This is a genomic window from Swaminathania salitolerans (assembly GCF_007988945.1).
Lineage (GTDB): Bacteria > Pseudomonadota > Alphaproteobacteria > Acetobacterales > Acetobacteraceae > Swaminathania > Swaminathania salitolerans.
Map to the genome: position 1 here is coordinate 88,689 of NZ_BJVC01000002.1, position 11,847 is coordinate 100,535.

Annotated in this window: 9 protein-coding genes; 4 read left to right on the forward strand and 5 right to left on the reverse strand. The window is 62.3% G+C overall.

Annotated elements, in window-relative coordinates; genetic code table 11:
• Positions 1 to 2: 2 nt before the first annotated feature.
• From SSA02_RS04460 to SSA02_RS04475, 4 genes are all read left to right on the forward strand, one after another.
• Complete coding sequence (locus SSA02_RS04460) at positions 3 to 218, forward strand: heavy-metal-associated domain-containing protein (RefSeq protein ID WP_147092762.1); 216 nt, start codon at positions 3 to 5, stop codon at positions 216 to 218.
• Positions 219 to 360: 142 nt separating this feature from the next.
• Positions 361 to 2,748 carry a heavy metal translocating P-type ATPase gene (locus SSA02_RS04465; RefSeq protein ID WP_147092763.1) on the forward strand — a complete coding sequence of 796 codons (2,388 nt, stop codon included), beginning with the start codon at positions 361 to 363 and terminating at the stop codon, positions 2,746 to 2,748.
• A gap of 93 nt (positions 2,749 to 2,841) precedes the next feature.
• Positions 2,842 to 3,033, forward strand: a complete 192-nt coding sequence (locus SSA02_RS04470) for a hypothetical protein (protein WP_147092764.1) — start codon at positions 2,842 to 2,844, stop codon at positions 3,031 to 3,033.
• A 187-nt stretch (positions 3,034 to 3,220) separates the two neighbouring features.
• Positions 3,221 to 6,208, forward strand: a complete 2,988-nt coding sequence (locus SSA02_RS04475; RefSeq protein ID WP_246103633.1) for a TonB-dependent receptor domain-containing protein — start codon at positions 3,221 to 3,223, stop codon at positions 6,206 to 6,208.
• A gap of 58 nt (positions 6,209 to 6,266) precedes the next feature.
• On the opposite strand, the gene SSA02_RS04480 is transcribed toward SSA02_RS04475, so the two are convergent.
• From SSA02_RS04480 to SSA02_RS04500, 5 genes are read right to left on the reverse strand one after another with little or no spacing between them, the layout of a single operon-like run.
• Positions 6,267 to 6,710 (reverse strand): DUF2141 domain-containing protein, encoded by a 444-nt coding sequence (locus tag SSA02_RS04480; protein ID WP_147092765.1) that lies wholly within the window; start codon positions 6,708 to 6,710, stop codon positions 6,267 to 6,269.
• On the reverse strand, positions 6,700 to 7,815 hold the full coding sequence (locus SSA02_RS04485) for a glycosyltransferase (RefSeq protein ID WP_147092766.1): 1,116 nt from the start codon (positions 7,813 to 7,815) through the stop codon (positions 6,700 to 6,702). Before SSA02_RS04485 ends, SSA02_RS04480 begins: the two co-directional genes overlap by 11 nt.
• The gene (locus tag SSA02_RS04490; protein ID WP_186807673.1) at positions 7,802 to 8,623 is read right to left on the reverse strand and encodes a lysophospholipid acyltransferase family protein; all 822 of its coding nucleotides are present in this window, start codon (positions 8,621 to 8,623) and stop codon (positions 7,802 to 7,804) included. Before SSA02_RS04490 ends, SSA02_RS04485 begins: the two co-directional genes overlap by 14 nt.
• Complete coding sequence (locus tag SSA02_RS04495; RefSeq protein WP_147092768.1) at positions 8,583 to 10,202, reverse strand: phytoene desaturase family protein; 1,620 nt, start codon at positions 10,200 to 10,202, stop codon at positions 8,583 to 8,585. Before SSA02_RS04495 ends, SSA02_RS04490 begins: the two co-directional genes overlap by 41 nt.
• On the reverse strand, positions 10,202 to 11,791 hold the full coding sequence (locus tag SSA02_RS04500; protein ID WP_246103634.1) for a phytoene desaturase family protein: 1,590 nt from the start codon (positions 11,789 to 11,791) through the stop codon (positions 10,202 to 10,204). The genes SSA02_RS04495 and SSA02_RS04500 overlap by 1 nt, the downstream gene beginning before the upstream one ends.
• Between the last annotated feature and the right edge of the window lie 56 nt (positions 11,792 to 11,847).

Genomic DNA, 11,847 nt, shown 5'->3' on the forward strand with positions numbered 1-11,847 from the left:
CCATGGCCACACCGGTACAGATCAAAGTCGATGGCATGTCTTGCGGCGGTTGCTCCAGCCGCCTCGAAAAGGCGCTCTCCGGTATCCCGGGCGTGACGCATGTCTCGGCCGATCACGCCACGGGCGAAGTCACGGTGGAGACAGCAGGAGCTGACATACCGCTTTCGGCGCTCGAGACCGTAATCGAGGATTCGGGTTTCGACGTCAGGAGAAGCTGAGTCGACTGTTCCCGACCGAGGTTGGTGTCCCGGGTGGGCGTTCCGGCGCCGTGCGGAACGCCTCTGATACGGGCCGATAAAGGCAGGCGCGCCGGATGGCCGCGCCCGGACGCAAGACGATGAACAGGATTCCGGAACCCCGATGGCCAGTCTGAACCTCGATCTCGAAATCACCGGAATGAGTTGCGCCGCTTGCGCTGCGAGGCTCGAGAAGCTTCTCAACCGTCAGGGCAATCTTCACGCCAGTGTCAATTTTTCCTCTCGCAGGGCGTTGATCGAAAGCGATGGCGACGGTCCGGATCTCGATGCCATCGAGGCGCTCATCGAGAAGGCGGGGTTCGGCATCGTCTATGAGGAACGTCTCTTCCAGATCACCGGGATGAGCTGTGCATCGTGCTCATCGCGGCTGGAACGGGTGCTGAACCGGATTCCCGGGGTTTCGGCCTCGGTCAACCTCGCCTCCGGGCGTGCCATCGTCCGGAGCGTTGCCGGAACGATGAACGACGACCGGTTGATCGAGGCGATCGCAAAAGCGGGCTTCGGCGCCCGACCCGTCGAGGAGGAGGCATCGCAGCCCACTCCCCGGCAGGAACGCGGCGCGTTTCGCGAACTCGGCATAACCGCGCTCTTCTGTCTTCCATTCCTGGTCGGCATGGTCTTCATGGCGTTCGGGAGGCATGATTTCGTGCCCGTCTGGCTGCAATTCCTTTGCGCCAGTTTCGTCCAGCTCTATTCGGCGCGTTATTTCTACCGGAGCGCTTTTCACGCCCTGCGTTCCGGCTCGGCCAATATGAACGTGCTCGTCGTGCTCGGCACGAGCATCGCCTATGGCTTCAGCGTCATCGTCATGGCTTTCGGGCTCGCTCTGCCGGTCTATTTCGAGGCGAGCGCGTTCGTGATCTTTCTCGTATCCGTCGGGCGGGCTCTGGAAGAGCGCGCGAGGCACCATGCGGCTCAAGGGCTCGAAGCCCTTTTGCGCCTCAAGCCCCAGTCAGCGAACCGGGTTGAGGGTGAGGAGATCGTGCCTTGCCCTGTGGACGCGTTGCGGCGCGGGGACGTGTTCCTCGTAAGGCCGGGTGAAACCGTGCCCGTCGATGGCACGGTGATCGACGGATCGACCGAGATCGACGAGTCCATGATGACGGGCGAATCGGTTCCGGTACTGAGGCAGGCCGGGGATACGGTTCTGGCAGGGACGATGAACACCACCGGTGCGATACGCGCCCGCGCGACATCCCTTGGCAGCGATACCGCGCTCGCACGGATCGTCGCGCTGGTTTCGCGCGCCCAGGGATCGAAGGCCCCGATCCAGCGTCTGGCCGACCGGGTCTCGGCGGTTTTCGTCCCCGTCATCATTGCAATCGCGCTCCTGACCTTTCTCGTCGGCTGGGGCGTGACCGGCGATGCGGTCTGGAGCCTCGTCTCGAGCATTTCGGTTCTCGTGATCGCCTGTCCGTGTTCGCTGGGCCTTGCGACCCCGACGGCGCTGATGGTCGGCACGGGCAGGGCTGCCAATGCGGGAATATTGTTCCGGAACGCCGAGGCACTCGAACGGATTCACAAACTGACCCGTATCGCCTTCGACAAGACGGGAACCCTGACGACCGGCACGCCGACAGTGCGCGACGTCATCGTGACGAATGGCGCGAGCGAGAACGATCTGATCGCGGTCGCAGCGGCGCTTGAGCATAATTCGGAGCACCCGCTCGCGCGAGCGATCTGCTCGTTCGCGCAAGAAAGGCATGCGAAGAGGCATGGGGAGAGGCAAGGCGAGAAAGAGCAGGATCCGCAGGCGGCGATGACAGGGTTCCGGGCCATTCCAGGCAGCGGTGTCGAAGCGGAATGGCAAGGGGATATCTGCAGGCTGGGCACGCCTGCCTTCCTCGCCGCCAGCGGTGTGGACATGGCGTCGTTTCCCGACGCCGCACATGCGATGACGTCGGCAGCCGTGGCACGAGGGACGGTGCTTCTGGGAGTGCTGACCCTTGAGGACGGGATCCGTCCAGAGGCGGCGGAGGTTCTGGGCCGCCTCAGGCAGGACGGGATCGAATCGGTCATGCTGACGGGCGATACCCGACCCGTGGCGGAGAAGATCGCAAACCTCCTGCGGATCGATCGCGTTTATGCCGCCCTCAAGCCGCAGGACAAGGTCAGGACATTGACGGAGCTTAGGGGACCGGGGCAGGTCGTGGGCATGGCCGGGGACGGGGTAAACGACGCACCGGCCCTCGCCGCTGCCGATATCAGCATCGCCATAGGCTCCGGATCGCCAGCTGCGATGGAAACGGCGGACCTCGTTCTCATGACTTCGGATCTCAGGGCGATTCTCGATGCGTTGTCTCTCTCGGCGGCGACCGTCCGCAAGATCCGCCAGAACCTGATCTTCGCGTTCGGCTACAATATCGCTGCGGTCCCTCTGGCTGCCTTCGGCCTGCTGAATCCTGCCATCGCGGGAGGGGCCATGGCGTTGAGTTCGGTTTCCGTCGTCACGAACTCGTTGCTTCTCAGACGGTGGAGATCGACGCGCTGAGCGCATAATCTGGCGTCATGACCCAGCCGGACTCTCATGCGGCAAAACTGCGATCACACAATGAGATGACAGAATGAAAGGAAGCGAGACGCCATGCGATACGATCGGGACGAGGACGGAGTCGAGAGCGAGTTTCGGCAATTGCTCGAAGAAACGCAGCGGGATGCGCAGAGCCTCAACGCGCTGAGCGGGCGCGATTCGGGAATTCCCGAGGATCTGAGGCTCAGGATCAGCGCTCTGGCTGACAAGATAGACGCCCTGGTCGATCTCTCCCGTTTCCACTGACGCGGCACCCCGATGGCGACGCCCCGATAGCGCGACATTCCGGTAACATACGTTGCGTTTTTGCAACGCGCGGGCATGAATGATCGTCTCGGCCTTGTAACGGACAACTGGAGACTTGCCGTTACGGACCGGTCCTGCAACGAAGTATGACAGTATCGTCACTTTCTTCGTTCAGGTCCGAAACGTCATGAGATATCAGTCCGTACTCGCCCGTGTGCTCGGGGCGACTATTCTGTCCTCGGCTGCCTTTTGCCTTCCCGACGCCCTTGCTGCGACGGCGGATACAGGGTCTGGCGCGGGAATGAAGGCGAATACGCAGTCTCATTCTGGAAACGGCACGCTTCGCACGGGCAGGAAGGCCAAGGCGACGCCGCGCGCTGCATCGCTCTCGGCAAAACCCTCCGTCACGACGGATGGGTCCAGAGCAGCGGTCCCGGTCGCGGCACCTGCAGCCAAGCCCGTCTCCCGTCGCCGGACCTTGTCGGCGCCGGTCGCTGAGGGCGGAACGGAGAGCATCGTCGTCACCGGCTCGATGCTGCGCAGCTCGAACAACCAGAACGCCAACCCGGTTCAGATCGTGACCGCAAAGCAGATCCAGCAGACCTCTGCCGTGACGCTCGGCGACTATCTGCAGCGTCTTCCCTCGATCGGCAATTCGGGCGCGTCCAATACGCAGACAAACGGTTTCGGCGGCGTCTCCTGCACCGATATCCGCAATCTGAGCAGCAAGCGCGTTCTCGTGCTGGTGGATGGCAAGCGCGTTGCACAGGACCCGGGTGCGGCCTGCGTCGATCTCAACACGATCCCGATCGAACAGATCGCGAGTGTCGAAATCCTGAAGGATGGCGGTTCGGAGCTCTACGGTGCCGACGCCGTATCGGGTGTCGTGAACATCAAGCTGCGTCACGATCTGACAACGGGTGGCTTCACCATTCGAGGCGGCATCACCGATCGCGGCGATTCCCGGACCGGGCTGATTTCCGGATTCAAGGGATGGAATTTCGATCATGACAAGGGCAACATCACCCTCGCGGGACAATACATGACCCAGGGGCCGGTCATGCAGCGCAACCGGGAGTGGTCGCGTCTCGTGCAGGCTTCGAACGATCCCGGCGTGCCGCCCATCTACGGTTCCGGATATTCCGCCAATACGCGCGTGCTCAGCGGCCCGGGGGCGGGCCTCATATCCAATAATGACGGGAGCACATTCTCGAACTATACCAGTGCCGATCGCTATAACTACGGAAACAACCAGAGTCTTTCCAACTACATCCAGAATTCGGTACTCTCCGGCGATGCGCATTACCGGTTCAGCGACCATTTCAACATCTACGCCAATGTCCGCTATGCTCACAAGACCGCTGCGGCGTCTCTCGCACCGTCACCCGTTGCGGGATCCATCTATCCGTCCCAGCTCTCCAACCCCCTGACCCTGCCTGCAAACGCCCCTTACAACCCGTTCGGCGTCGATACGATCGTCCAGCGGCGCTATACGGATCTGGGGGACAGGCGGCAGGAATATGCGACCGACAATCTCCAGATCACCGGGGGGATGAACGGTCTTATCGCCCATGACTGGTATTATGATGCGTCGATGGGGTATGGCGTGAGCCAGGCACGCTACGACACCAACAACATGGGCAATTACCGTCATATCCTCGAGGAATACGGTATCCGCCAGATCGATCCGACCGATCCGGGCAGCGCCGTGACCTACGACCCTTCCGTCTGTCAGGCAGCGGCAGGATGCACGTTGCAGAACCCCTTTGCGCCCATGTCGCAGCAGGGGGCGTCCTACGCCAAGTTCAACCAGCACGATCATTCGCAATACATGATCCGTGACTTCAATCTGCGCGTGAACAACGACAAGGTCGTGAGGATGCCCTACGAGCATGGCGGCGCTCTGGGTCTCGCCTTCGGTCTCGAACACCGCAGCGAACAGCTGAGCTATGCGCCCGATCCTCTGGCGGTCAACGGCGATACGACCGGCAACACCCAGTCCTATACCGGTGGCGGATTCAACGCGACGGAGATCTATGGAGAGGCGAAACTGCCGCTTCTGCGCGATGCGTTCCTCGCCAGGGATCTGACCGTGGATGCGCAGGGACGCTGGTCTCACTACAACACGTTCGGAAATACCCAGAACTGGAAGGTCGGCATCAACTGGGCGCCGATCCGCGATATCAGGTTCCGTGCGACACTTGGCACCTCCTATCGCCAGCCCAATGTCTATGAGCTCTATCAGGGGCAGTCTCTGGGTTACGCCGCGGCGAACGATCCCTGTTCGGGTGCGTCGAGCCCGACCGTGGTTGCCAACTGCATGAAGCAGGGGATCGATCCCTCGACTTTCGAGGTTGCCAATTCCGGTCAGGTTCCGGCGATCAGCGGCGGAAACCAGAATCTGAGGCCGGAAACCGGACGCACCTATACGGTCGGCACGGTGATCACGCCACGCTGGGTGCCGGGCCTCTCGGCATCGGTCGAATACTGGCATTATACCATCAAGAACGCGATCAGTGCCGTCTCGGCGCAATATGTGCTCGATTCCTGCTATACGGGTTCCTCGCCGCAATACTGCTCGGACATCACGCGCTCCTCCAACGGGCAGATCAACTATGTCAGTACGCTGTATGACAATCTCGGCGGTCTGAAGACATCCGGCATCGATTTCGATCTGGATTATCGCTTCCGTATCAACCGCAGCAACGTATTGACCCTGTCGAACAATCTGCAGCAGATCGTCTCTTACCTGCAGCAGAACGAACCCGGCGGACAATGGTACAACTATGCCGGTCGTCTCTTCTTCCAGGGATCGTCAGCCGTCGGGATGCCGAATGGCATACCGCGTCTGAGCAACTACACGACGGCCTCGTGGCAGCATAAGGCTTTCACCTTCACCTATATGCTCCATTATACGGGCGGTATGGTCTGGAACGACATGTCGCAGGATCTGACGCCGCAGACGGCGGGTCAGTGGCGGACGCCTGGGATCTTCACGCATGACGTGACCGTGAATTATCGCTGGAACAAGTGGAATTTCGAGGGCGGGGTGAATAACATCCTCGACAAGAAACCGCCTTTCGTCCTCGATACGGCCACCAATACCGCCAATGCGATCTATTCCGGTGCTATTATCGGCCGGTATGTCTTCCTTCAGGTCAATCGTTCGTTCTGAGCCCGGTTTCCAGAGCCTGCCTGCGTGCCGTGACGGCACGCGGACAGGACAGGCAGCCTCAGCGTGTGATCAGGCGCAGGCTGATGGCACCACCGGCAGGAGTAACCTGCATCGCGCATTGCGCGAAATCCGGAGGACCGAATCTCAGTACCGGATTGCGGGAGAAGCCGACCGGCTCGGTCGGCATACCGATGAAGGACCGGTCGAGCTTCCCGTTTCCGTTCCGATCCTGGAAGACCTGAACCGCATAGATCCCCGGCTTCACGTCCGGAAAGGTCGCAACCGTCTTCGGGGGGGTGGCAGGCAGTTCCGTCCTGTAGTCGCAGCTCCGTTTCAGGAATTCGTCCTTGCGGCACAGGGCGATACGGATCGTGCCTTTCGCATCGGGCACGTTCTCGATTGTGGTCGTAAGGCTCGCTCCCCGTGCCGGAGCGCCGAGACAGAAAAGCGACGTTGCCGCGAAAGCAAGGAGTCCGGCAAGACGGGATCTGTCATGTATCATAGTGACGTCCTCTCCAGGATACGGGGCGCTTGAGAATATGGCGCAGCCGGGCGTGATACTGGATCACGAGCAACAGGGCTACGCCGAGAGGATGGAACACTATCCCTTTCAGCGATTGCCGGCTACGCAGCGCGATCAGAAGCCTGACACCCAGACTCGCAAATCGCGCCAGACGGATGGATCGGGATGAGCGGCACAGGAACGGCAGAACATGTCCGCCGCCAAGGATCACGGTCCAGACCGGAAGGGAGACCGGACCGGCGAGCCCCTCCACAGCGTTCTTCATGAGGCCTGCATAGACTTCGCGCGCATTGCGATACATGCGGCAGGTTGCGATGTCGGAGGCATCGATGATGGCTGTGCGAAACCCGGCCTGACGCATATGGCGCGCCAGAGCCAGACCGTCATGCAACCGGCTCCTTATCGCAGCATGGCCGCCCGCCCGACGATAGGCATCCGCGCGAACGAAGACGAGCTGACCGCAGGCAGCAGCGAGGGCCGGTTGCGTCCCGCGGTCGAACGGCAGGGGAAGATAGCCCTGGATCAGCAGGTCGATGAAGGGCAGCAGCATCCATTCGAGTATGCTTTTCGTGATCTGTCTCGGCACGCCGCTGATCATGTCCGGCTTTCCGGATGCGTTCGCCCCGGCGGTCAGGCGCGCGATCGCACCGCGTTCGAGGCGGACATCGGCATCGAGAAACAGGAAAAACGACCCGTTCGCATGGTCGGCAAGCTGGGCGCAGGCATGGGTCTTTCCGCACCAGCCTTCCGGCAGATCCGCGCCCGCGACGATTCTGAGGCGGGGGTCGGCGATCGTGCGCGCGCGGGCAGCCGTACCGTCATCCGAATGGTCGTCGAGGACGATGATCTCGGCGACGCACGCACTGTCCTCCAGCACATTGCGCAGGACGTCAACGATCTGTCCCGCCTCGTTTCTCGCGGGAATGAGGACGGAGACCCGGGGTGCTGCGTGATTGCCCGGCTTTGCGGGAAGCTTTCCGAGTGCACGAAGATTGGCGAGAGCGACGATGCAGGGGAGAATTGCGAGAGCGAGGGCACTGCGCTCGAGACCGCGCTGAACGGGGCCGGTTTCAGGTCTGCGCATTGCGATGTCCGCGCCTTCCCACGCTGGTGAGACCGGTAATCAGTCGACGGAAGAGAGCATAAACGCCCCCGGGTCCGTCATCGCGTTCATCACGTCGACCGAATACGGCCTCGAAACCGGAAAACTCTCCGGCCACCACCCGTTCCGCCAGCAAGTCCATGGTTTCCTCGAGAGCGGCTTCCAGCGTGGCGGTCAGGGAAGAGGGGCGGAGCCCTTCTCCTGCCTCGAGCGGCGTGCCGAACAGGACGGCGATCTCCGACCGGCTTCCGGCTCCGCTCACATATTCCAGTGCGACCGGAACGATCAGGGCAGTCCTGCATGATGCCGCGAGATGGGCGACGCCGGGGCGGATCGCCAGAGGACGCTCGCGCACATCCGCGAAGCGTCCCTGGGCCGTGATCCAGAAAACGCCGCCGCGCTTCAATATGGACCGGGCCTCTTGCAGGAAGCGTCTTATCGAAGCCGGCTCTTTCGGGTCGAGGCCGATGAAACCCGCCCGGTTCAGAAAGGGATAGGTCGAAAGTGCCCTGGCCTCGATGGGACCGAAACCGGGCCGGTCCTTGAACAGCTTCGTTTGCAGCGTCGCAAATACGGCCGGATCCCACCAGGAAGGATGGTTCGTGTAGAGTAGCACCCCCTGACCCGCCCCGGGCCGGGGAATGGCACCGGCGACGAGCAGGGAGGCAAAGCGGCTTCGCACGCGCGAGGCGAGGGCCTGGGCCACGCGCGCGGAGAGGAACGGCGAACGCCCGTACGCGCGCGTGAGGTCACCCGGCACGGGCCAGCCCGGGTTCTCTCCCCCTGACATCCGCATCCAGGCAATCGGCCGCGATCCACCCGGACATCAGGGCCATGGGCATTCCCGGGCCCGGATGGGCGCTCCCGCCCGCGAAATAGAGGCCGCCCAGTCCGGCGGAGCGGTTCGCCGGTTTGAAGCCGCCATCGAGCCGACCGTGACTTGCGAGACCGTAAATGGCGCCCGCCTGCGGGGCGTAGCGCCTGTGGATGTCCATCGGTGTGAGATGATGCTCGCACTGGATGCGGGACCGCAGATCCGGCATGCCACCGGCCCGCTCGAGCTTTCTGAGGATCGTCTCGCGGTAACCGGGAAAAATCTCCGTCCAGTTCTGCCCCGGGCGGAGATAGGGCGTGTGGACGAGAACATAGAGCGCCTCCCCACCGGGAGGGGCGACCCCGGGTTCCGTCCGGGCGGGAGCTGCGAGATAGCAGGTCGGGTCCGGCGCCGGGCGTCCCTCGCGGTAGATGGCTTCGAATTCTTCCTCGGGATCGCGAGAGAAGACGAAATTATGGTGGGCCAGATGGTCATAGGCCTTGTTCAGCCCGAGATAGAGCACGACCCCCGAACAGGCCGGTTCGCGCTTCTTCCATTGCCGCCGGAACTGCCGCCATGCTGCGGGTGCCCGATCCCGGTCGATCAGCTCCCGCATCGTCCGCACCGAGTCGGCGTTGGAAACGACAGCAGAGGCGCCGATCGTCTCGCCATTCTCCAGAACAACGCCATGGACGCGCCTGCGGTCATGAAGAATCCTGACGACCCGGCTATCCGTCCGGAACGTGACTCCCTGTTCTTCGGCAATTTCCCGCAAGGCTTGGGGCACGGCGCGCGTCCCTCCGACAGGATACCAGATGCCCTCATCGACCTGCATATGAGCGATGCCCGTCAGCACGGCTGGCGCCTGCAGGGGGTTCGAACCGACATACTGGGTGAAATGATCGAATACCTGCACGGCCTTTGGATTGGCGATGCGCTTCCTGATCTCGCGCCCCAGGGTCGAGTGCATGCGCAGGGCCGCGATGTCGCGCATGACCTCGGGGCGGAACGACTGCCCGAGATCGAGCGTGTCCCCGATGCCACCGACGGATTTCCAGAACACGAACCGTCTGGAAATGTCATGCAGGGTCTCGCTCATCGCGATGAGATCGCGATATCCCTTTCCGTCACCGGGGTGGCGATCCTCGAGAGAGCGCGCCATGGCCTCGATATTCTCGAGAAGATCGAGCCGGTCGCCATCGTCGAAGAAACACCGCCATTGCGGGTCGAGGCGATGCATTTCGAGGCGATCCTCGAGAGTGTGGCCGGCCTCGTTCATGATCCTGCGCAGCACCGAGGGGAGGGTGAGGATCGTCGGTCCCATGTCGAAACGAAAACCCTGGTCCTTCCACTCGGCGGCTTTTCCTCCGGTCCAGTCATTGGCCTCGCACACGACCACGTCATGCCCCCGCGCGCTGAGCGTGCAGGCCGCGGCCAGACCGCCAAGACCTGCGCCGATGACCACAACCGGACCGTCGGAGGCGCGGCCCGGAGCCTGGGCGCCAAAGGCGCGGGGACCGGGCGCGTGCGCGCTGGCGAAACCTGGCTTCTTCATCAGACCGATCCTCTGCTGCATTCCGCGACGAGAGGGGGAGATGCAATGCGCCGATCCGGCGCGATCGCTCTCGTCTTTCCCAGATCGCCGATCATGAGATCCGCGCTGATGCGGGCCCCCTCGAAGATTACCGGAAGACCGCTGCCCGGATGCGTGCCTCCCCCGGCAAGGTAAACGCCTTTCACATCGTCGAAACGGTTGTGCGGGCGCCTGTGAAGCATCTGACCCAGCGAGTGGGCGAGGTTGAAGACCGCCCCGCGATGCACGGCGTGATCGTCCTGCCATTCCTGCGGCGTGACGGTTTTCTCGACGAGTATCCTCTCCTCGATATCGCCGAAACCCGCATCCCTGAGGCGGGCCAGAACGATCCGGCGCGCGCGCTGCCGCGCGGACTCATCCCAGACGAAACCGTTTTCGTGAAGATTGCCGACGGGCATGAGAACATAGAGCGCCGTACATCCCTCGGGCGCCTGACCGGGATCGGTGACGCCGGCATTCTGCACATAGAGCGAGGCCTTGTCGGAGAGGACCTTCCCCTCCTCGATCTCAGCGAAGTTCCGCTCGTAGTCCCGGGAGAGAAAGATCGTGTGATGCGCCTGGTCGGGCATCTCGCCCCTGAGGCCGAGATACATCATGAAGGTCGAGCACGAGAATTTCTTTTCGGCAATGCGCTCGTTGCGCCATTTCCTGCGGGTCGTGTTGGGGAGAAGCCTCTGGATCGTGTGGGCGAAATCGCCATTGACAACGACCGCGTCGGCACGGATCTCCCCCTGTCCGGTCCTGACCCCTGTCGCGCGCCCGTTCTCGGTGCGTATTTCCTCTACCGGCGTGGAGAGCGCGAACTTCACCCCCAGTGCCTCCGCCGCCTGTTTCATGGCAGCCATAACGGCTTCGGTGCCCCCTCGGGGGTGAAAAATGCCGAATTCGTGCTCCATGAAACTCAGGATCGTGAAGAGCGACGGGCAGCGATAGGGCGACATGCCCAGATATTTGCTCTGGAAGGAGAAGGCGAGACGCGTGCGGGGATCCTTGAAATAGCGGGCGAGATCGCTGTCGATCGAACGCAGCGGGGCGAGAACCGGAAGGGCCCTGATCATGTCCGGACGCACGAGATCCAGCGCCGAGTTGAAGGGCCGCTGGAGCGGCGCGATGAAGCGATCGAACTTGCCCCTGTTGTCGTCGAGGAAGCGCCGGACGTGTTTCGCGTCCTGTGGCGAGATCTTTGCGATCTCCGCTTCGAGACGCTCCGGGTCGGTCGTGACGGCGAGACGGGGACCGTTCTCGAAAACGAGATCGTAGAGATGTTCGAGCCTGGTCAGGCGTACCATCTCATCGAAGGAAAAGCCGCATCGGGCAAATATCTCCCGGATGATCTCGGGATAGAGAAAGAAGGTCGGACCGATATCGAAACGGAATCCCTCGAACTCGAAACAGGAAGACCGACCGCCGACACGGTCCTCCTTCTCGAAAACGGTGACTTCGGCACCCTCATGGGCAAGCAGCATTGCAGATGCAAGCCCCCCCGGCCCGGCACCGATCACCGCGATCCTGCGTGAGGCGAGAGACTGGTTTTCTGAAGAACGGTCCATTTGGGCGCTTGCGGCCATCAGGCGTGACTTTCTTGATACCGGGTGAGGCGAGGCTG